Annotated in this window: 16 protein-coding genes, 1 tRNA gene and 1 pseudogene; 11 read left to right on the top strand and 7 right to left on the bottom strand. The window is 67.6% G+C overall.

Translation table 11 applies throughout. The annotated features are described in order from the left end of the window. The first annotated feature begins 559 nt into the window (after positions 1 to 559). Entirely contained in the window at positions 560 to 2,524 is a 1,965-nt protein-coding gene (locus tag IEQ11_RS05000; RefSeq protein WP_191822735.1) for an LTA synthase family protein, read from the top strand. Between the two features lie 279 nt (positions 2,525 to 2,803). On the opposite strand, the gene IEQ11_RS04995 is transcribed toward IEQ11_RS05000, so the two are convergent. Together IEQ11_RS04995 and IEQ11_RS04990 are read right to left on the bottom strand one after the other, a co-directional pair. Continuing rightward, positions 2,804 to 2,877: transfer RNA gene (locus IEQ11_RS04995), tRNA-Gly, on the bottom strand. 211 nt (positions 2,878 to 3,088) lie between these two features. Beyond that, positions 3,089 to 4,879 (bottom strand): autotransporter domain-containing protein, encoded by a 1,791-nt coding sequence (locus tag IEQ11_RS04990; RefSeq protein ID WP_191822754.1) that lies wholly within the window; start codon positions 4,877 to 4,879, stop codon positions 3,089 to 3,091. 446 nt (positions 4,880 to 5,325) lie between these two features. Here IEQ11_RS04990 and thiS point away from each other — a divergent pair, with 446 nt between their 5' ends. Further along, positions 5,326 to 5,526, top strand: coding sequence for a sulfur carrier protein ThiS (gene thiS, locus IEQ11_RS04985; protein WP_036106750.1), 201 nt, complete (start codon positions 5,326 to 5,328; stop codon positions 5,524 to 5,526). Positions 5,527 to 5,895: 369 nt separating this feature from the next. On the opposite strand, the gene IEQ11_RS04980 is transcribed toward thiS, so the two are convergent. Beyond that, positions 5,896 to 6,171, bottom strand: a complete 276-nt coding sequence (locus IEQ11_RS04980) for a hypothetical protein (RefSeq protein WP_148650211.1) — start codon at positions 6,169 to 6,171, stop codon at positions 5,896 to 5,898. Between the two features lie 96 nt (positions 6,172 to 6,267). Here IEQ11_RS04980 and IEQ11_RS04975 point away from each other — a divergent pair, with 96 nt between their 5' ends. Beyond that, positions 6,268 to 6,633 (top strand): hypothetical protein, encoded by a 366-nt coding sequence (locus tag IEQ11_RS04975; protein WP_191822736.1) that lies wholly within the window; start codon positions 6,268 to 6,270, stop codon positions 6,631 to 6,633. A gap of 331 nt (positions 6,634 to 6,964) precedes the next feature. On the opposite strand, the gene IEQ11_RS04970 is transcribed toward IEQ11_RS04975, so the two are convergent. Then, positions 6,965 to 8,206 (bottom strand): phosphatidylinositol-specific phospholipase C1-like protein, encoded by a 1,242-nt coding sequence (locus tag IEQ11_RS04970; protein ID WP_228464826.1) that lies wholly within the window; start codon positions 8,204 to 8,206, stop codon positions 6,965 to 6,967. A 411-nt stretch (positions 8,207 to 8,617) separates the two neighbouring features. Between IEQ11_RS04970 and IEQ11_RS04965 the strand changes: the two genes are divergently transcribed. The 3 genes and pseudogenes from IEQ11_RS04965 (at position 8,618) to IEQ11_RS04955 (ending at position 12,137) form a co-directional block, all read left to right on the top strand. Continuing rightward, a complete protein-coding gene (locus IEQ11_RS04965; protein WP_036106745.1) occupies positions 8,618 to 9,412 on the top strand; it encodes a thiazole synthase in 795 nt (264 codons plus the stop codon). Position 9,413: 1 nt separating this feature from the next. Continuing rightward, positions 9,414 to 10,142, top strand: a pseudogene (gene trmB, locus IEQ11_RS04960) (tRNA (guanosine(46)-N7)-methyltransferase TrmB); the annotation flags it as partial. A gap of 147 nt (positions 10,143 to 10,289) precedes the next feature. Continuing rightward, positions 10,290 to 12,137, top strand: coding sequence for an SLC13 family permease (locus tag IEQ11_RS04955; RefSeq protein ID WP_046655612.1), 1,848 nt, complete (start codon positions 10,290 to 10,292; stop codon positions 12,135 to 12,137). A 573-nt stretch (positions 12,138 to 12,710) separates the two neighbouring features. Here the strand turns inward: IEQ11_RS04955 and IEQ11_RS04950 are convergent. After that, a complete protein-coding gene (locus IEQ11_RS04950; RefSeq protein ID WP_036106737.1) occupies positions 12,711 to 13,028 on the bottom strand; it encodes a Rieske (2Fe-2S) protein in 318 nt (105 codons plus the stop codon). Positions 13,029 to 13,147: 119 nt separating this feature from the next. On the opposite strand from IEQ11_RS04950, the gene IEQ11_RS04945 reads away from it, so the two are divergent. The 5 genes from IEQ11_RS04945 (at position 13,148) to IEQ11_RS04925 (ending at position 17,626) form a co-directional block, all read left to right on the top strand. Next, the gene (locus tag IEQ11_RS04945) at positions 13,148 to 13,483 is read left to right on the top strand and encodes a hypothetical protein (RefSeq protein ID WP_046655608.1); all 336 of its coding nucleotides are present in this window, start codon (positions 13,148 to 13,150) and stop codon (positions 13,481 to 13,483) included. Between the two features lie 4 nt (positions 13,484 to 13,487). Then, a complete protein-coding gene (locus IEQ11_RS04940; protein ID WP_191822738.1) occupies positions 13,488 to 14,204 on the top strand; it encodes a fumarylacetoacetate hydrolase family protein in 717 nt (238 codons plus the stop codon). A gap of 120 nt (positions 14,205 to 14,324) precedes the next feature. Beyond that, positions 14,325 to 14,744: a large-conductance mechanosensitive channel protein MscL gene (gene mscL, locus IEQ11_RS04935; RefSeq protein WP_096413414.1), complete on the top strand. Its 420-nt coding sequence runs from the start codon at positions 14,325 to 14,327 to the stop codon at positions 14,742 to 14,744. Positions 14,745 to 15,072: 328 nt separating this feature from the next. Further along, a complete protein-coding gene (locus IEQ11_RS04930) occupies positions 15,073 to 16,500 on the top strand; it encodes a M28 family peptidase (protein WP_036106727.1) in 1,428 nt (475 codons plus the stop codon). Positions 16,501 to 16,966: 466 nt separating this feature from the next. Beyond that, positions 16,967 to 17,626, top strand: a complete 660-nt coding sequence (locus IEQ11_RS04925) for a RebB family R body protein (RefSeq protein ID WP_191822739.1) — start codon at positions 16,967 to 16,969, stop codon at positions 17,624 to 17,626. 1,060 nt (positions 17,627 to 18,686) lie between these two features. Here the strand turns inward: IEQ11_RS04925 and IEQ11_RS04920 are convergent. Both IEQ11_RS04920 and IEQ11_RS04915 read right to left on the bottom strand, forming a co-directional pair. Continuing rightward, a complete protein-coding gene (locus IEQ11_RS04920; RefSeq protein ID WP_425494675.1) occupies positions 18,687 to 19,472 on the bottom strand; it encodes a TrmH family RNA methyltransferase in 786 nt (261 codons plus the stop codon). A gap of 445 nt (positions 19,473 to 19,917) precedes the next feature. Further along, entirely contained in the window at positions 19,918 to 20,478 is a 561-nt protein-coding gene (locus IEQ11_RS04915; protein WP_057920828.1) for a GNAT family N-acetyltransferase, read from the bottom strand. Positions 20,479 to 20,484 lie beyond the last annotated feature (6 nt).

Genomic DNA, 20,484 nt, shown 5'->3' with positions numbered 1-20,484 from the left:
GCATCCGTTCGTCTGTCGACCACATCGGAGTGTGCCCACAACCACTTCGGTTGCGCAGCCTGTCAACTTTTCGCGGTTGGTCGCGGTTAAAGCGCCGGCGATCGCGCTAACGAATTGTTAGCAACACGCCCGGCGAAGGCGCGCAAGCGACGACGGACTGGAACGGTGGACGCCACGGCGTTTCTTCGCCAGAGGCCGACGATCGCACTGACCCCAGCCTTGGTTCCCGGCAGGCGCCGCCCGACATCGCCCGGGACCGATTCATCCGAATCCATCAGGCGCAATGAACCTAGGCCCGCTTTGGGCAGGCGCTCGGGCCAGAACGCCCCAGGCGCGCCCCATCGGGCAACGACCCCTGTTTTCGCGCGACACCCCGATATCGGCGTCCCCGGCGCACGCCACGTCCTTGCCCCGCCCCATAACCAGCCCGGTTTTGCCGGGCGCCAGCCGCGGTTCCGACCTTTCTCCGACAGACCTTGCCGGACCATTTTCGCGAGAATCTGCTTTGCGTTGCGCGCGGCCGGCGCCCGCGGCCCGAAGCAGAGGTACGGGAGTCGCGATGGTTGTGCGTGTGATCAAGGACTGCCTGGCGCGGGTGGCTCCCTTTCTGTGTTGCTTCGGCATCGGCCTGGCCGTGCTCTCGCTGTCCCGCCTGGGACTTGCGCTATGGCAAGCCGACGCCGTCAACGACGCCGACGCCTGGTCGCGCGTCTTGTTGCAAGGCATCCGCGTCGACATCGCCGCGCTGTGCATGCTGCTCAGCATCGCCACCGCGCTGTATCTGCTGCTGCCGGCCCGGGTCGCGGGCCACGCGCTGGTGCGCACCGTCATGGCGGCCTGGCTTGCACTGTCGCTCACCGTGCTGGTCGTGCTGGAGCTGGCCACGCCGACCTTCATGCAGGAATACGGCTTACGGCCCAACCGCCTGTTCCTGGAATACCTCATCTATCCGCGCGAGGTCGTCTCCACCCTGGCCAAGGGCCACCTCGTCAGCGCCGCGCTGGCGCTGGTGCTGAGCGCGATCGCCGGCTGGCTCGCCTGGCGCTTCGCCAACCGCATGTTGCGCGCGAGCGCGCAGGCGAGCCCCCACTGGAGCGCGCGCCTGCCGTTCGCCGCGTTGCTGATCTGCCTGGCGGCGCTCGGCATCCGCTCCACGCTCGGTCATCGGCCGATGAATCCGGCGATGATGGCGTTTTCCAGTAACGCAACGGTCAATACCTTGCCGTTGAATTCGTTCTACACGCTGGCATACGCGGCGCGCGACTGGCTGCGCCACGATCCGGGCGCGCGCATCTACGGCGGCGCGGCCGATGCCGAGGTCGTCAAGGCCGTCACCGACGGCATGCAGCTTCCGCCCGAGGCCTTCATCGATCCAAAGCTGCCGACCCTCGCCCGCCGCCCGCCCGCGTACACCGGCAAGCCGCGAAATCTGGTCATCGTGCTCGAAGAAAGCCTGGGCGCGCAGTTCGTCGGCCACCTGGGCGGCCGACCGTTGACGCCGAACATCGATCGGCTGGCCGCGCAAGGCTGGGCGTTCGATCGTCTTTACGCGACCGGCACGCGCTCGGTCCGCGGCATCGAAGCGGTGCTGACCGGTTTCACGCCGACGCCGTCGCAGGCGGTGGTCAAGCAACCGCTCAGCCAGCAGAATTTTTTCACCCTGGCCGAAGTGCTGCGCCGTCGCGGCTACGACACCACGTTCTACTACGGCGGCGAAAGCCACTTCGACAATATGCGCGGGTTTTTCCTGTCGAACGGGTTTCGGCGGGTGATCGAGCAGAAGGACTATCCCCACCCCGCGTTCACCGGTTCCTGGGGCGTGTCCGACGAAGACCTGTTCGATCGCGCGCACCAGGAATTCGCGCGCATGCACCAGGCGGGCAAGCCCTTCTTCGGTTTCGTGTTCAGCTCAAGCAACCACGACCCGTTCGAGTTCCCCAGCAACCGCATCGAGCTCTACGAGCAGCCGCAGGCCACGCGCAACAACGCGGCCAAGTACGCCGATTACGCGGTGGGCCAATTTTTCCGCAAGGCGATGGCGTCGGACTATTGGAAGGACACCATCTTCCTGATCGTCGCCGATCACGACTCCAGAGCGTTCGGACGCGACCTGGTGCCGATCGACAACTTCCATATCCCCGGCGTGATCCTCGGCGGCGCGGTCGCGCCCGCGCTCGACAAGCGCATCGTCAGTCAGATCGACCTGCCGCCGACCTTGCTGTCGCTGATCGGCATCGATACGCCGACACCGATGAGCGGCCACGACCTCAACCAGCGCGATCGATTCCAGCCCGGCCGCGCGATGATGCAATACGACAAGAACTTCGCGTGGATGTCGGGCAAGGACGTCATCGTGTTGCAGCCCGGCCAGCCCCCCCGGCAATTTACCTATACGCCCGGGGAACGCATGACGCCCGCGGCCTCGGTCGACCCGGAGTTGGCGAAGACCGCGCACCTGCAGGCCTTGTGGGGGACTTTGGCTTACGAGCGCGGGTGGCATCGCCTGCCTGCTAAGGCCGAGTAGTCGCGAACCCGCGAATCGGATCGGATGCATGCCGCCGACCGCGGCGTGCGGGTCGCGGCGTCTTGGTGCGGTGCGAACGAAGCATGGCGCGCGGGCGCATGCGCGTTGAAGCAGGCCGGGACGGTGCAACCGCCGCTCATCGAATAGTGCGGCGGTGGGAGAGCATCGTCGCGCTCGTGGCCGGACGCACCGCGACCCGAAAACGACAACGGCCCGGTCCATGGACCGAGCCGTCGTGGAGTGCCGCGCCATTAATTCGTTGTCGATGCGCGGCGAATCTGGAGCGGGTGATGGGAATCGAACCCACGCTAGCAGCTTGGGAAGCTGCAGTTCTACCATTGAACTACACCCGCGCGGATGACCAGTCTATGCGGCCCGAACGCGGGTGGCAATGCGGTGCAGGGATGCGGATGCGCTGGCCGTTGTCCGGCGCGGTTGAGGCGGATTCGCCCGGCCCGACATCTCAAATCAGCGGCCACAAAAAACCGGGCCTTTCGGCCCGGTTTCTTCGAATACCACGGAAACCCGCAAGCAGACGCGATCGCCGCGGCGACCGCGCCGCGATCAGAATCCGCTGCCGATCTGCGCGAACACGGTGGCGTTGTTGCCGCCTTCCTGGCCGACGGTGACGCTGGCGCCCAGGTTGGCGTCCAGGCCGAACAGCTTGGTGCGCGCGCCGAACAGCAAGGTGCCGTAGTCCTGGTCGAACTCGCGGCCCTTGACCGCGTAGTTGCCCAGGCCCGGCACGGTCTGCAGACGCGCGTAGGCGTTCTTCGGCGCGTCTTCGAACTCGCGGTCGAAGGTCAAGCGCGCGTACGGACGGAAGCTTTCGCTGTGGGTGTAGTTGATCTGCCAGCCGACGCTGCCGATCAGCGAGTCGAAGGACTGGTCCGGGTAGGCCAGCGAGGTCGCCAGGTTCGGATCGCTTTCGGCGAAGCCGTCGATGTCGATGCGCTGGGCCAGGATGCCGATCACCGGCCCGTGACGCACGGTTTCGCCGAATTCGTAACCGCCGTTGAGCGCGGCGGTGACGTTCTTGCCGTCGGCCGAACCGTGATGCACGCGGGTCGCCGGGCCGAGGTTGGCGTTGCGGTCGATGTCGAAGTCCAGCTTGGTGTAGCTCAACTGGCCGTTGATCCAGGCGCGCTCGCCGTACCAGCCGATGAAGCCGCCGATGCTGGCGTCCTTCTGGTCGAAGTCGCCGTTGCGCAGGCCGAAGTCCTGCTTCTGCTGGCCGTAGCCGAGGAAGCCGCCGAACACCAGCTTGCCGCGGGTCCAGTCGACGCCGCCGGTCAGCGCCGGACCGGCGCCGTCGTACAGGTCGCCGTGACCGTAGCGCTGGAAGTCGCCGCGCACGCTGCCCCACCAACGCATGCCGTCGCCGTCCTGCACGCCGGCGACGTGGTTGGTCACCTGGTCGGCGCGGGCGCGGCCGGTGGTCGCGGCCGAATTGGGCAGCACGGCGATGAAGCGCGGCGCTTCGAGCACCGACAGGGCGTAGTCGCCGAGGATCTTGTGCGCCTTGCTCGACGGATGCACGCCGTCGGCGAAGGCGTAGCTCTCGGCCGCGCCCGGGATGGTGTTGGTCGGGCTGCAGGTCACCGAGGACGCGGTGATCTGCGGGTTGCACGCGGTGCCGGTGACGTTGGTGATGCCGTACGGCGCCGGGTTGGCGGTGATCTCGCGCAGCAGGTTGAAGGTGTCGAGCGGGATTACCCGCAGGCCGGTCGCGGCCAGGCCGCCGTACAGCGCGGTGTTGTAGGTGGTCGCCAGCTGGGTGCCCGCGGCCTGCTGGGCGGCGCCGCCGGCGCGGAACTGCGGGGTCACGCCCAGGTCGGGAATGGTCGGTACCAGGATGTATTCGGCGCCGGCGTTGCGCAGCGCGCCGATCGCGCCGATCTGCGCGGTGACCGCGTTGGTGATGGTCGCCTGCGCCGGCGCGCCGGCCGCGACCGCGAACAGGTCGTTGGCGCCGCCCCACACGGTGTACAGCGCGTTGGGATCGGCGCGGCCGCCGTTGGCGGCGAGGTAGTTGCTGGTCTGGGTGGTCAGCGACGGAATCGGGCCGAGCGCGCCGGCGGTGTTGACGCCGGTGCGGGCGCCGCCGACGGCGTAGTTGCTGCCGCCCTGGTTGTCGCTGGTGGCGTTGGTGCCGTAGTAGTCGGCGACGTACTCGGCCCAGACCAGGCCCGGGTTGGTGGTGAAACGGCCGATCAGCGCGCCGTTGGCGCCGACCGCCTGGATCAGCGCCGGGCGGAAGTGGCCCGAGTCGGTGAGGCTGTCGCCGATGAAGACGGTCTGCGAATAGGTCTGGGCGAAGGCCGGGGCGGCGGCCAGCACGAGGGCGGCGGCCAGCGCGGTGCGAACGGGTTTCATCATTAACTTCCCTGCGGTGATAAGTAGCGGTGGTGGCGCGCGACCGGTCCTGGCGAGGACGATCGGGCGCCGGATGATGCTCCGCGCGGCGCGACATACGCCGCCGGATGGCTGAATCGAAACATGTGCCATGCGAGCAAAGCAAGGCGCAGCGCGGCAAACGTGCCGATCCGGGGGCCGGCTCCGGAGCCGCGGCGCGCGGCCGCGACCGGCCGGAAGCGCCGCGATCGGACCCGGCGGCGCGATTATGGTCCTCGTGGACGCCGCGTGCCGGGGTCAGAGGTCACAGGTATGCGATGACACCGCGTCCGGGCCGGGCCGGCATCGGGCATCCGGCCGGCAAGCGTCGGGCCGCGCGGCGCCGAGCGAATCGCCCGCTGACGCAAAGGCTGGCCGTCGCGCCAGGTACACGCAACAATATCGGCATGAACATTCTGCTCAATGGCGAACCGCGCGCGCTCGCCGCGCCCATCAAGCTGGTCGAATTGCTGCGCGAGGAAGGCCTGGGCGAACGCCGGGTCGCGGTCGAGATCAACGGCGAGATCGTGCCGCGCGGCCGTCACGCCGACACGGCGTTGAACGACGGCGACAAAGTCGAGATCGTGCATGCCTTGGGTGGCGGCTGAGCCAAGCCCCGTCGCGATCTCGCGATAAGCGCACGGCCATCTGTCGCGACAAGCGACCGTTGATGTCTGACGCGCGTTCGATGCATTGCGAGCTCCGGCCTCGCAATGCTTGTGCGGATGCCGATCGAACGCTATCGAGGCGGAAACCTTTCGCACGAAACCTCGCGCATCCGATCCGATCGATAGACGGAGATGCGATGAGCCGCGATCAATTCCGACCCCGCCTCTATCCGAATTGAAACAAGCATGCCGAGCAGCGCCAGGCACGTGGCATGGGGTGCGCCTTCACCGGTAAGCAGCACCGCGCGCACCCGCGCTACCTTCCCGTCGCCGATGTTCCGGCGACGGGAATCCCTCAACGACGAAAATTCACTTGCGATGGCAGGTGATGCTGGCTTCCACGAAGCTCACCAGGTTGCAGCCGTCGCGGCTGACGTTGTGAATGGTGATCGGGCCGGGGGTGTCGCCGTTGGCCACACAGGCATTGGTCAATTCGCTGTTCGCCAGGGCGATGGCGTCTTCGTCGAAATCGCCCTGGAAGGTGCCCAGGTTGATCTTGTAGGAATCGGCCGCCGCGGCCGTGCCTGCCGCGATCAGGCACACGGTCGCAAGAGAGAAAGCTGCCGCACGAAGTGAAATACGCATGGAACGCTCCTTTGGGGTTTTCGGGGGAGCCGGCCGCTATCGGCCGGTTCGCGATCGATCTCGTGCCGAGAACGAAAGCGGGCCGGATTACAGCACGTGAAAAAAGTTTCATTTGCAGGCAATTCGGCGTGTGCGTGCGTTGCGAACGCGGAAAACCATGCGGGCCGCATCGACGTGCGCAGCGAACCGGCGAAGATCGTCATCTCGTATTTTCTATCGCCGCGAAACACGCTTCGATTACCACTATCGTGGTTGGCAGACACATCTTTTATGCCGTGCGCGCTTTCGGTTCGCGCGGCGCGCGGCATCGCCGATCGCATCGACGCGAACGCGCGCGATGCATGTTGCAAGCCGATTATTGAAAAACCAGCGTCGCCGTCGACGACCCTGATGGCGACGTTGTCACACGCTTGGCGGCCACGAATCGGGCAGTTCGCGCAGCGGGCGCGGTCGTGTGCCTAAGAATCGATAATTACCATGCAAAAAACAGCATTTATCCGGAGCCGCGCGACTCGCGATGGAGCCTACGCAAAGCTTCCGCCTATCGATTCGATCAAATCTTTTAATCAAACTTGCATCCGATTCGCGACCAAGGTCGCATGCGATTCGCGAAGAAACGCATGCGAGCGCAGGCCTCATCGACGCGAATGCGCGAAACGCGGGTTGCATACGCATGCGCATCGGCGCGTCGACTCACGAACGGACCGATGCCACGTCGCCGTCGTGCACCAGCAAGCACCGACCTCGCGCAGTACCGATCAATCCAGCGACGAAAGCGCTGCGCCGACCTCCATCAATCGTGCTTCTCGGCCGCCTCGATCGCCCGCTGTCCGCAGCGTTCCGGCGCGCGGCGGGGGTTGCAACGCACCACTTCGCTGCGCGGGAACGTCACCCGATAGCGGCTCAAGCGCAGGTCGGGTTTCGGGCAATCGGTGGAGATGTACTGCGCGCCGCTGGCGAACGCGGCTTCGCGGCGGCGCGGGTCGTTGCGCCGGGCCTCGGCGGTGTCGGCGTCGGCGCGCGTGCGCACCAGGAAGCCGGCGGCGACCGCGCGCGCGATCCGTTCGCCCTGCGCGATCGGATCGTTGAGGGTCAGGTAGGCCGCGTCGGTCGCGTTTTCATCGCCGTTGACGAACATCGCGCGGCCTTCCAGCGAGCGGCGCTTGCCGCGGTACGCGGCGACCTTGCGCGCATCCTCATCGAGCGCGAACAGCAGCTTGCCGCGCGACTGCCCCAGGGTCGGCCAGCGCCCGGCCAGCACCGCCGCGCGCAGGTTCGCCGCGTCGCCGCGCACGCGGTCGGGCGTGATCAATTCGTCGGCCGCGAACACCGAGCGGATTTCCGCGTCGAGCGCATCGAAGGCGCGGCTGTCGAACGGCAACGGCGAGGTCGAACCCGCACCGCCCTTGCCGTCCTTGGCGTTGATCAGGATCAGGATCGGCGCGTGATCGCGGTGAGTCTGCGACCACGCCCGGATCTGTTCCAGGCACTGCACGAACACCATGCACTGGCTGCGGAAATCGATATTGGCCAGATGCATGACCTTGAACCCGGGCCGCTGCATCCGCGCGGCGATCTCGCGGCTCCAGGGACCGGCGTCGCCGTATCCCTGGCCCAGCGCGCCGGGCGGATGCGCGTAATGCCCGCCGTTCGGGTCGTAGTACACGTCCAGCTCCAGGCTGCGCATGCCCAGCTCAAGTTGCTCGTGCAGCGGCGCATGCGCGTAGTCCAGCGCATCGGCGCCGGCCGGATCGCGCGCGCGCAGGGCCGCGAGTTCGTCCGGCGCGATCGCGAGCTTGTAGCTGTTGTGGGTGCCGATGGCTTGCACATCGTTGAGCCGCAGGTTGCGATCGATCCAGGCCGCGGCGCAGTCGGGACCGGCCTGGGCCGCGCCGGCGGCATCGAGAATGCAGCCGGCCGCCTGCGTTCGGGCCGGCGTTTGCGCGATCGCGCTCGGCACGATGCCCGCCGCCAACACACAAGCCGACAGCAGGCCCATCGCCCACGCGCCGCGCCACCGATTCCGTCTGGACATTCGCATAAGACCCATCGGCAAAGAAACGAACGATACGCTCACGGTCGGAATCCTCGGCGCGGCATGGCCGCAATCGCCCGACCATGCCAACTCGGTACGCGCATGAGATCGATCGACTGGCTCAGGCGACGCAGTCAAGGCGCATGGGTTCGGCGTTCTCAAGCAGATCGAAAGCGAGCCCTGCGACCTGCCCGCTTCATCCAAAAAGCCCGGCAATAGCCCGACCACCGCACCCAATGCTGCGCGCGAACGCTTAAACCCCGGTGACAGCCGCCGTGACTTTGCGGCCAGATTCGGCCAAGTCGGGCCCGCGAGCCCGGGGCGGAACGGGACAGCGGAAAGGCCGGAACAGCCCCGCCCGGCGCGGTCCCGGCCCGGACATGTTCACCGGCGATCAGCCATAATTGCCGGATGACTGACACCGCCTTCTCCGATCCGCTGGTCATCGCCGGCAAAACCTACCGCTCGCGCCTGTTGACCGGCACCGGCAAGTTCAAGGACCTCGACGAAACCCGCCGGGCCACCGAGGCCGCCGGCGCGCAAATCGTCACCGTCGCGATTCGCCGCACCAATATCGGCCAGAACCCGGGCGAGCCGAACCTGCTCGACGTGCTGCCGCCAGACCGCTACACCCTGCTGCCCAACACCGCCGGCTGCTACACCGCCGACGACGCGGTGCGCACCTGCCGCTTGGCGCGCGAGCTGCTCGACGGCCATAAGCTGGTCAAGCTGGAAGTGCTCGGCGACCAGCGCACCTTGTTCCCCGATGTCGTGCAGACCCTGGCCGCGGCCGAAATCCTGGTCAAGGACGGCTTCGACGTGATGGTCTACACCTCCGACGACCCGATCCTGGCCAAGCGCCTGGAGGAAATCGGCTGCGTCGCGGTGATGCCGCTGGCCGCGCCGATCGGCTCGGGCCTGGGCGTGCAGAACAAGTACAACCTGCTCGAGATCATCGAGAACGCCAAGGTGCCGATCCTGGTCGACGCCGGCGTCGGCACCGCGTCGGACGCCGCGATCGCGATGGAACTGGGCTGCGACGGCGTACTGATGAACACCGCCATCGCCGGCGCGCGCGACCCGATCCTGATGGCGCATGCGATGAAGCTGGCGATCGAGGCCGGCCGCGCCGCGTTCAAGGCCGGGCGGATTCCGCGCAAGCGTTTCGCCAGCGCGTCCAGCCCCATCGACGGTCTGATCGGCTGATATGACCGATCCGTTCGCCAGCGACGGCGCCAAGTCCCCGCCCAAGCCGTTCACGGTCGAGGAAGGCCGCCGCCAGGTGCGCAGCTTCGTGCTGCGCCAGGGCCGCTTCACCCCGGCCCAGCAGCGCGCGTTCGACGAACTGTGGCCGCGCTTCGGCGTCGATTACCACGGCGCGCCGCGCGACTTCGACGCGGTCTTCGGACGCAGCGCCAAGCGCGTGCTGGAAATCGGTTTCGGCAACGGCGACGCGCTGCGCTTCGCCGCCCGCAACGACAAAGACCGCGACCTGATCGGCATCGAAGTGCACGCGCCCGGCGTCGGCCGGCTGTTGAACGCCCTGGCCGAGGACGGCAGCGATCACGTGCGGCTGTATCACCACGACGCGGTCGAAGTGCTCAATAACGAAGTCGCCGACGGTTCATTGGACGAGGTCCGGATTTACTTCCCGGACCCGTGGCATAAGAAGCGTCACAACAAGCGCCGGTTGGTGCAACCGGCGTTCGCGCAATTGCTGGTGCGCAAGCTCGCAAGCGACGGACGCTTGCACCTCGCCACCGATTGGCAGGACTATGCCGAACAGATGTGGGACGTCCTGGATGCGACAGGGGGCATCGTCAACCGCGCGGGCAAGCGCGGGAGCGTGCCGCGTCCGGATTGGCGCCCACAGACGCATTTCGAGACCCGGGGCCAGAAGCTCGGCCACGGGGTCTGGGATTTGCTGTACGACAAGAGCCGGGAATAGGGAATTGGGAGTCGGGAATCGGATGCGAGCTGCCGACTATCCGCGATACGTTGCTGACGCCCAATCCGGTAGCGATGTCTTGCTTTGCCTTGGCTTTTCCGATTCCCGATTCCCCATTCCCGATTCCCGGCCCTGATGGATACCGCCCTCGCGCTAACCACCGACATGAAGCTCGTTCTGGGGCTGGTGGTGTTCACGATGGCGATGTTCCTGTTCGAACGCATCCGCGCCGACGTGGTCGCCCTGGTCGTGCTGGTGCTGCTGGGCCTGTCGGGCCTGGTCGAGCCCGACGAACTGTTCAACGGCTTTTCCGGTAACGCGGTCATCAGCATCATCGCGACGATGATCCTCGGCGCCGGCCTGGACCGCACCGGCGCGCTCAACCGCCTCGCCGGCTGGCTGCTGCGGCGCGCGCACGGCATCGAGCAGCGATTGCTGCTGCTGACCACCGCGGTGGCCGGCCTGAATTCCTCCTTCATGCAGAACCCGTCGGTGATGGCGCTGTACATGCCGGTCGCCGCGCGCCTGTCCTCGCGCACCGGCCTGTCGCTGCCGCGGCTGCTGTTGCCGATCGCCGCGGCGATCATCATGGGCGGCGCGCTGACCATGGTCGGCAATTCGCCGCTGATCCTGCTCAACGACTTGCTGCTCAACGCCAACAGCAACCTGCCCTCGGGCGCGGCCACGATCGAGCCGCTGAAGATGTTCGCGCCTCTGCCGATCGGCGTGGCCCTGCTGGCCGCCTCGCTGGCGTATTTCCATTTCTTCGGCGACAAGCTGCTCAAGGACGACAGCGAGAAAGGCGCGACCCCGGCGCGCACCCAGAGCTATTTCGCCAAGGCCTACGGCATCGAGGGCGACGTCTACGAACTCACCGTGACCGCCGACAGCCCCCTGGTCGGCATGTCGCTGGGCGAAGCGGAAACCCTGCGCGACGCGCCGCTGCTGCTGGCGCTCAAGAGCGACAACGATTCGCGCCTGGCGCCGCCGGCCGACACCCGCATCTGGGTCGGCAGCGTGCTCGGCGCGATGGGGCCCAAGCAGCAGGTCGCCGATTTCGCCCAGAACCATTTCCTGCGCCTGTCCTCGCGCCTGCGCAATTTCGCCGACCTGTTCAACCCTTCGCGCGCCGGCATTTCCGAAGCGGTGGTGCCGGCGACCTCCGGTTACATCGGCAAGACCGCCGGCGATCTGCACCTGCGCAAGCAGTCGGGCCTGAGCCTGCTGGCGATCAACCGCGACAAGGACGTGCTGCGCGACAACGTGCGCAACGTTCCGATGCGCGCCGGCGACATGCTGGTGTTCCACAGCATCTGGACCGACCTGGCCAGCGCCGCGGCGAGCAAGGACCTGGTCGTGGTCACCGACTATCCCAAGGGCGAACAGCGTCCGCACAAGCTCAAGATCGCGCTGGCGATCTTCGCCGTGGCCATGCTGCTGGCGCTGTCCTCGCGCCTGCCGGTGTCGATCGCGCTGATGACCGGCGTGGCCGGCATGTTGATCGCCGGGGTGATCAATATCGACGAAGCCTATTCGGCGATCAACTGGAAGACCGTGTTCCTGATGGCCTGCCTGATTCCGCTGGGCTGGGCGATGGATTCCAGCGGCGCGGCGGCGTGGATCGCCGGTCACACGATCGAGCGCCTGCCCACGGGCACGCCGGTGTGGCTGCTGGAAATATTGATCGGATTGCTGACCACCTTGTTCTCGTTGGTCATCAGCCATGTCGGCGCGACCATCGTGGTGGTGCCGCTCGCGGTCAACCTGGCGCTGGCCGCCGGCGGCAACCCGACCGCGTTCGCGCTGATCGTCGCGCTGTCGGCGTCGAACAATTTCATGACCGCGTCGAACCCGGTTATCTCGATGATCTCCGGCCCGGCCGGCTACAGCGGCAAGGAGCTGTGGCGGATCGGCGGGCCGTTGTCGTTGATCTATACGGTGGTGACGGTGCTGATGGTCAATATCCTGTTCTGGGGCAAGTGACGTCGCAGAAAAACCGAGCGCGACGCCTCCCTGCGATAAGCCCGTCCGCGAGACATCGCCCGCCCCCTGTAGGAGCGGCGCAAGCCGCGACCGCGACACCTCGCACACGACGCAAACAATGCGATCGCGAAGACCTCGACCGGTCGAAGCGGTTGTGGTTTCTCGGTCGCGGCTTACGCCGCTCCTATAGGGGGCGACCGCGGATTGGATGCGGGACGATAGAGCCGCGTCTTTGGCGCGATGTCACGGCGATGGCCGCATGCGTCGCATGCGAGGTTTCGCGGTCGCGGCTTGCGCCGCTCCTACAGGGGGCGGCCGCGGATTGGATGCGGGGCGCTAGGGCCGCGTCTTTGGCGCGATGTCATGGCGATTGCGGCATGCGTCGCATGTGAGGTTTCTCGGTCGCGGCTTGCGCCGCTCCTACAGGGGGCGGCCGCGGATTGGATGCGGGACGCCAGGGCCGCGTCTTTGGTGCGATGTCATGGCGATTGCCGCATGCGTCGCATGTGGGGTTTCGCGGTCGCGGTTTGCGCCGCTTCTACAGGGGGCGCGGGCGGATTCGCGGCGATGGGATCAGGCCAACCACACCGCGCCGTCGCGCACCACGACCTCTACCGCGCGCAAAGATTCGCCCCGGCATGGGCCGGCCACGCATTCGCCGCCGAGCAGTTCGAAGCTGGCGCCGTGCGCCGCGCACACCAGCAGGCCGTCCTTGCTCTTGAGAAATTGGCCGGGCGCCCAATCTAATCGGCGGCCGGCGTGCGGGCAGATGTTGAGCCAGGCGCGCACGGCGTCGCCGTCGCGGTACAGCAGCAGCGATTCGGCGTCGCCGTCGATGCTCGCTTCGGCCTCGGCGAAGGCGCCGTCGGCCAGGCGCTGCAGCTCGATCAAAGGTTGACCGGCCGGGTCGGCGCCGCCCGGGGCATTTAACGAAGTTCTCACACCCTCATCCATGCCTGGAACGATACTCCAGTGTCCGGCCCAAGCCGCATTGTCTCACGACACCCGAAATGTTTGCCCAGACCTTCCGCTTTTTCGATCAACGACCGCAATGGAATGCATTCCAATCGCGCGTGCGCACGGCGTTCGAGCCGCGCAAGCCGCGTCACCGCCTCCTGCGTTTCGTGCTCGGCGTCGTCGGACTGGGCCTGCTGGCCTTGCTGGTGTTCTTCAGCGTGTTCGTCGGCGCGGCGATGATCGTCGCCGGCCTGACCTACAAGCTGTGGCAGCGCCGCGGCAAGCCGATGGCCGGGCGCGGCCCGCGCCATGCGCACGATGTGGTCGAGGGCGAATTCCGCGTCGTCGACCCGGCCAAGGTCGAGCATCGCTCGAACACGGCGCGCTGACCGTATGAGCGACGTGATCGCGGCGCCGCCGCTTACCCGCATTCCCGTGCGCGGCCAGCGCCTGTCCGCCGACGCCACCTTCCCGGTGCGCCGCGTCTACTGCGTCGGCCGCAACTTCGCCGAGCATGCCCGCGAGATGGGCGCTGCGGTACCGACTTCGGCGGCCGATCGCGGCCGGCCGGTGTTCTTTCTGAAGCCGCACGATTCGCTGGAACTCGGCGACAGCGTGCCCTACCCGCCGGGCACCAGCGACCTGCATCACGAAGTCGAACTGGTCGTCGCCATCGGCCGCGACGCGCCGGCCGGCGAACTCGCCGTCGCCGACGCCGCGAGCCTGATCTACGGCTACGCGGTCGGGCTGGATCTGACCCGCCGCGACCTGCAATCGCAAGCCAAGGCCAAGGGCCTGCCGTGGGATACCGGCAAGTCGTTCGACCATGCCGCGCCGATCAGCGCGATCGTGCCGGCGGCCGAGGTCGGCGAACTCGGCGCGCGCAGCCTGAGCCTGGAAGTCAACGGCGAACCGCGCCAGCGCGGCACGCTCGACGATCTGGTGTGGAACGTCGAGGAAATCCTGCACGAACTCTCGCGCCTGTACGCATTGCGCGCCGGCGACCTGGTCTACATGGGCACGCCGTCGGGCGTCGGTCCGCTGCAGCGCGGCGACCGCTACCGCGCCGTGCTCGAAGGCGTGGCCGAACTGCACGGGCGCATCACCTGAGCGTCCGTATAGTCCGGCCCGGCGAGTGAGCGCCCAGCCAAGTACCCGATTCAGCGCCGTATTCGATGTCGTCAACCGTCTGGTCCGTCACGGTCCAGCCGCAACCAGGGAGAGCATGCGATGGGCATGATCAGCGAGTTCAAAGAGTTCATTGCGCGCGGCAACGTGGTCGATCTGGCCGTCGGCGTGGTGATCGGCGCGGCGTTCGGCAAGATCGTCACCGCGCTGGTCGACGGCATCGTGATGCCGAGCATCGGCTACCTGACCGGCGGCGTCAGCGTCAGCGACTGGAAGTACGTGCTCAAGCCTTCGCAGCTCGACGCGGCCGGCAAGGAAGTCGCGGCCGAAGTCGCGATCAAGTACGGCATGTTCCTGCAGACCGCGATCGACTTCATCCTGATCGCGTTCGTGATCTTCATCGTGCTCAAGGCCTACAACAAGGTGCGCAAGCCGGTCGAAGCGCCGGTCGCGGCGACCCCGGAAGACGTGTTGCTGCTGCGCGAGATTCGCGATTCGCTGCAGGGCAAGACCACGCTCTGAGTTCTCGACACAAGTCGCATCCGAAACGGCCGCCTAGCGCGGCCGTTTCGTTTTGCGCTTGCACGGGCCGCAGCGCGATTTCGAAGTCTTTTGTGGGAGGGGCTTCAGCCCCTTCCGCAAAATACCTCGCCGCCACGATGGCGATCGGGCGAAACCACAAGAACGGCAAAGTCGGCCACGCCGGCGCGGCCCGCCTCAAGCCTCGCGATAGCCAGCGACAAAAAACGCTCAAGCCGCGGGGTGACTTTCCTCAGATAGCGAGCGCCGCTCGGGTTGCTAAGCTCGACGTTTCGCCTGTGCCGCCCGACCTTCCGGACGGCAAGGCCCGCTGAGGAGATTGGGGATGCGCGCACCGTTGTGGGCAGCGATGGCTGCTGTACTGTTCGTCGGCTCTGCCGTGGCCGCACCGCGCGAAACGCGCATACCCCAGGCCGCGATCGACGCCGCCGCGGAACTGCGCGAGCGCGCGCTCGCCAGCGACCTGGGCTACAAGATCACCGAATCGCTGACCACGCAGGTCGGTCCGCGCCTGGCCGGCAGCGAAGCCGACGCGCGCGCGGTCGCCTGGGCGCAGGCGAAATTCCGCGAACTGGGCTTCGACAAAGTGTGGCTGGAACCGGTGACGTTTCCGAAGTGGGAACGTCGCAGCGAACACGCGCAGGTGCTCGGCGCGAATGCGCAGCCGCTGACCCTGACCGCGCTCGGCGGCAGCCCGGCCGGCACGGTCGAGGGCGAGGTCGCGCGCTTCGCCGACCTGGCCGCGCTGGAAGCGGTGCCGGCCGGTTCGCTGGCCGGCAAGATCGCCTTCGTCGACTTCGCCATGCCGCGCGCGAAGGACGGCGCCGGTTACGGCCCCGGCGGGCGCGTGCGCAGCCGCGGTCCGTCGGCGGCGATCCGCGCCGGCGCCAGCGGTTTCCTGATGCGTTCGGCCGGTACCGATTCGCACCGCATGCCGCACACCGGCATCACCCGTTTCGACGACGGGCTCAAGCCGATTCCGTCGGCGGCCCTGTCGGCGCCGGACGCGGCGCAGCTGTCGCGGCTGGCCGCGCTCGGCCCGACCCGCGTGCGCGTGGCGCTGGATTGCGGCTGGGACGGCGAGGCGACCTCGCACAACGTGATCGGCGAGATCCGCGGCAAGAGCAAGCCCGACGAAGTCGTCATCATCGGCGGCCATCTGGATTCGTGGGATCTGGGCACCGGCGCGATCGACGACGGCGCCGGCGTCGGCCTGACCATGGCCGCGGCCAAGCTGATCGGCCAGAGCAAGCTGCGTCCGGCGCGCACCATCCGGGTCATCGCCTTCGCCAACGAAGAGCAGGGTCTGTACGGCGGCAAGGCTTACGCGGCCAAGCACGCGGCCGACGTGGCCAAGCATCAGATCGGCGCGGAAAGCGACTTCGGCGCGGGCCGCATCTACGCCTATTCGAGTTCGGCGCCGGACTACGCCAAGACCGCCGACGCGCAGATCGCGCAGGCGCTGGCGCCGCTGGGCATCGAACACACCCCGGGCAAGGGCGGCCCCGGCCCGGACATCTCGCCGTTCGCGGCCGGCGGTCTGGCCTGGGCGCGATTGGCGCAGGACGGTACCGATTACTTCGACTACCACCACACGCCCGACGATACGCTCGACAAGATCGACCCGAAGGCGCTGGCGCAGAACGTCGCCGCGTATGCGGTGTTCGCGTATCTGGCCGCATCGGCCGACGGCGATTTCGGCAGCGCGGCGAAGAAGGTCACTCCGCCGGAGGAGTGAGCGCGGCCGGCGATGGCTGACAGGACCGCTCTCTCCCGGATCAGGGAGAGGGCGGTTTTTTTTGGCCCGTGGTTTCAGGTTGCTCGCCTTGCTCAAGGCGCGCCGCGACGGAGCGAAGACGTCGGGGCGAGGACGTCGAAGCTGGTCGCCTTCGCGCAAAGCGGCTCGCCGCCAGCTCCACGCGATGCGGCAAGGCCGGCGAACTTGCTCGACACGGCCGATGCGCCCATCTCCGCGAATCGCAGGACGACGCCTTTCGGGCCCGACATCTCTACAGGATCGCTAGACCGCGGCGAGCGGTATGGCCCCGACTTCATCCGTGCGCGACCGCGCAATGCGATGCGCATCGCATAACCGCCGCCACGCCGCGCCCGACGCCCGGTCTGTCCGCCGAATTGCGTTGTAACCGCAACGAAGGCCGGCAAACCCGCTGCGCCTGCATCCCTTCCCGCACAGGACACCCACCATGGATGAGGCAGCTTCCGTTTCCGGCGCCGTGAATTCGCAGATCACCGACGCGGTCACCCAGACCAACATCAAAACCGTCGCGCAAGCGCCGGCCATGGCCATCGCGCAGATCTACCAGAGCATCGCCCACGTCACCGGTGTGATGGTGGAGAACGCGGTCAGCGCGCAACAGCAGCAATGCATCATCAATGCGTCGGCGGCCACGCAAGGCGCGGTGACGCTGTTTTCCCAGGCCAGCGCGGCGTTCCGGCCCGGTGAACCGTCCGCGGACGGCACCGAATCCGGCGGTGGCATCGCCTCCGGCGCGCAAACCACCGTTCCCGCCCCCAAGGCCCTGGAGGCCGACGTGCAAGCGACCGCGAGCAAGCTCAAGCAACTGGCGACGACCCGCAGCGCGGTCAGTTCGCAAATACTCGATGCGATCGATGCCACCCAGCAGTACACCCTCGGCGCCGCCGGCGCGTTCGCCTACGCCCATCGCGTCAGCATCGAAGCCTTCGTCGACGGGCTCGAAAAGGTCAGCGCCGCCGAATACCGGCAGCAGCTGCAGGCCGTGCAGATCGCCGCGACCTCGATCTGCCTGGACGCGATGCTGAAATCGCCGGAACGCGCCGAGGAGTACGCGGCGGTGCTCGAGGCGATCAAGCAACTGGGTTGAGCCGCTCAGCAGGATGGAATCGCGACGCGTGCTGTGTCGCGATTCCAGACTCGCGCCGGCTTCACCGCCACGACGTCAGAACGACCGCTCCCTGTAGGAGCGGCGCGAGCCGCGACCGCGAAACCTCACCCACCGCGCCGGCCTGATGTCTGATGTCTGATGTCTGATGTCTGATGATTCAGCGGAACGGCAAACTCACGCATCCATCGTATGTGGATGTCGCGGTCGCGGCTTGCGCCGCTCCTACAGGGGGCTAACCCACATAAGCGGCGATGGGCCGCGTTGGTGGTGTCCTACGGAATCGGATGCGATTTCAAACTCGCGACGGCTTCACCGCCGCGACGTCAGGTCGCCCGCTCCCCTGTAGGAGCGGCGTGAGCCGCGACCGCGAAACCTCACCCATCGCGCCGGCCTGAGGTCTGATGATTCGGGCGGATCGGACAAGCCCATGCATCCGTCGCATGTGGATGTCGCGGTCGCGGCTTGCGCCGCTCCTACAGGGGGCTAACCCACATAAGCGGCGATGGGCCGCGTTGGTGGTGTCCTACGGAATCGGATGCGATTTCAAACTCGCGACGGCTTCACCGCCGCGACGTCAGGTCGCCCGCTCCCTGTAGGAGCGGCGCGAGCCGCGACCGCGAAACCTCACCCACCGCGCCGGCATGAGGTCTGGTGATTCGGGCGGATCGGGCAAGCCCACGCATCCATCGTATGTGGATGTCGCGGTCGCGGCTTGCGCCGCTCCTACAGGGGGCTAACCCACATAAGCGGCGATGGGCCGCGTTGGTGGTGTCCTACGGAATCGGATGCGATTTCAAACTCGCGACGGCTTCACCGCTGCGACGTCAGGCCGACCGCTCCCTGTAGGAGCGGCGCGAGCCGCGACCGCGAAACCTCACCCACCGCGCCGGCATGAGGTCTGATGATTCGGGCGGATCGGACAAGCCCACGCATCCATCGTATGTGGATGTCGCGGTCGCGGCTTACGCCGCTCCTACAAAGGCGGCCCCACATTCGCGGCGATTGCCGCGCCGGGTCGTGCGCGATCAGGCGCCGCGGCTCAACGCCGCGCGCGCCACGCCGCCAGCAGCACCGCCGTCGCCGCCGCGACGTTGAGGCTTTCGACCTTGCCGCTGCCGGGAATCGACAAACGCCGGTCGCAGGCCGCGGCCAGGTCGCGGTCCATGCCCTCGCCTTCGGCGCCGAGCACATAGATCAGGCGCTCGGGCAAGGACGTGGCGAATACGTCGTCGCCGCCGCTGACCACGGTCGCGGCCAGGCTGAAACCCGAGCCGCGCAATTGCGCCAGCGCGTTGTCGCTGCGGCCCATGCGCACCATCGGCACGACCTCGGCGCCGCCCTCGGCAACGCGCGCGGCCGCGCCCGACAAGGCCAGCGATCCGTCCTTGGGCAACAGCACCGCGCTCACGCCGAAATGCGCGGCCGAACGCAGGATCGCGCCGAGGTTGTGCGGATTGCCGACGCCGTCGAGCCAGATCGCCAGTTGCGGACCCGGCGCGAGTTCGCGCAGCCATTCCGACAGCGACACCGGTTCCTCGCGCAGCACGTCGGCGACCACGCCTTCGTGATGGCTGCTCGCGGCGAGCTTGTCCAGGTCGGTCTGCTCGACCACCCGGTAACCGACCCGATTGGCCACGCACCACGCCAGCAGCGGCTGCAGCTGCGGGATCCGGTTCGAATCCAGATACAGCTTGCGGATCGCCTGCGGCCGGCGCGCGAACACCGCGCGGATCGCATTGAGCCCATACAGGCGCAGCTCGGCGTCGCGGCGCGCGCGCTGCGGCGAAGGCGATCCGAAATCGTCCTCGCCCGGACCGCCGTCGATCTCGTCGTCGCGTTCGCGATACGGCCGCTCGGCGCGCGCATGCCGTTCGCTGCGTTCGCGCGCGTGCAGTTCGCGAGTGTCGTCGCCGTGACGATGGCGCTGGTCGCGGCGCTCGGAGCGATCGTGCGGATGGGCGTGGCCGCTGCGATGCGGCACCGCCGCCGGGTCCACGGCCGCGGGCTCGCGCGCGCGGCGTTCGCCGCTGTTGCGGTACGGGCTGTCGCCGGCCGGCGGACGCGGCGCGGCGCGATATGGGCCGGACGCATCGGGCGCGCGCGGCGGCGCGGCGCCCTGACGCGGCGGCCGCGGCTCGTCGTCGCGGCGCGGACCGCTGCGCCACGGGCCTTGGCCCGCACCCTGTCCTGCGCCCTGGCCCGTGCCGGCACCGGTGTCTTTGCGCGGGCCGTGGCCGCTGTAAGGCTTGCGCGGACCGCGCGGCGGATCGTCACGTTGCATCGTTCAAACTCCTTCGTACTTTCGCGAACACCCGCAGGTCGTGCAGTTGCCCGCGCTTGACCACCGCGCAACGTTGCGCGCCTTCTTCGGTGAAACCGTTCTTCTGCAACACCCGCGCCGAACCGGGATTGTGATCGAACACGGTCGCATATAACCGGTACAGCGCCAGTTCGTTCATCGCCCACGGCGCGAACGCCGCGACCACGCGCGTCATCAGGCCCGCGCCCCACAGCGAACGCCCAAGCCAATAGCCGAACTCGGCCGAATGCGCGCGCTCGCCCTTGCCCGGATGCGCGCCGATCCCGCCGCAGGCGCGGCCGTCGACTTCGATCGCGAACACCGGCTCGGCCATGTCGATCACTCCGCCGGACAGGAAGCGCTCGCCGTCCTCGCGGGTGTAGGGATAGGGAAAACGATCGGCCAGGCCGCGCGATACCTGCTCGTCGTTGGCGTGCGCGACCAGGCTGTCGAGGTCGTCCAGGCGCCACGGGCGCAGCACGAAACCGTCGCCCCGCGGCGGCGGGCTGGCGGCTGAGGGGGGAAGGTTCATACGATT

The sequence above is a fragment of the Lysobacter capsici genome, assembly GCF_014779555.2.
Lineage (GTDB): Bacteria > Pseudomonadota > Gammaproteobacteria > Xanthomonadales > Xanthomonadaceae > Lysobacter > Lysobacter capsici.
This window is presented reverse-complemented; position numbering and strand designations above follow the sequence as displayed.

Excerpts from the sequence above, each read along its gene's own strand:
- IEQ11_RS04925 (WP_191822739.1), top strand. The coding sequence starts at position 16,967 with ATGGATGAGGCAGCTTCCGTTTCCGGCGCCGTGAATTCGCAGATCACC.
- IEQ11_RS04945 (WP_046655608.1), top strand. The coding sequence starts at position 13,148 with ATGTTTGCCCAGACCTTCCGCTTTTTCGATCAACGACCGCAATGGAAT.
- IEQ11_RS04915 (WP_057920828.1), bottom strand. The coding sequence starts at position 20,478 with ATGAACCTTCCCCCCTCAGCCGCCAGCCCGCCGCCGCGGGGCGACGGT.
- IEQ11_RS04970 (WP_228464826.1), bottom strand. The coding sequence starts at position 8,206 with ATGTCCAGACGGAATCGGTGGCGCGGCGCGTGGGCGATGGGCCTGCTG.
- IEQ11_RS04955 (WP_046655612.1), top strand. The coding sequence starts at position 10,290 with ATGGATACCGCCCTCGCGCTAACCACCGACATGAAGCTCGTTCTGGGG.
- IEQ11_RS05000 (WP_191822735.1), top strand. The coding sequence starts at position 560 with ATGGTTGTGCGTGTGATCAAGGACTGCCTGGCGCGGGTGGCTCCCTTT.
- IEQ11_RS04965 (WP_036106745.1), top strand. The coding sequence starts at position 8,618 with ATGACTGACACCGCCTTCTCCGATCCGCTGGTCATCGCCGGCAAAACC.
- IEQ11_RS04940 (WP_191822738.1), top strand. The coding sequence starts at position 13,488 with ATGAGCGACGTGATCGCGGCGCCGCCGCTTACCCGCATTCCCGTGCGC.
- mscL (WP_096413414.1), top strand. The coding sequence starts at position 14,325 with ATGGGCATGATCAGCGAGTTCAAAGAGTTCATTGCGCGCGGCAACGTG.
- thiS (WP_036106750.1), top strand. The coding sequence starts at position 5,326 with ATGAACATTCTGCTCAATGGCGAACCGCGCGCGCTCGCCGCGCCCATC.
- IEQ11_RS04980 (WP_148650211.1), bottom strand. The coding sequence starts at position 6,171 with ATGCGTATTTCACTTCGTGCGGCAGCTTTCTCTCTTGCGACCGTGTGC.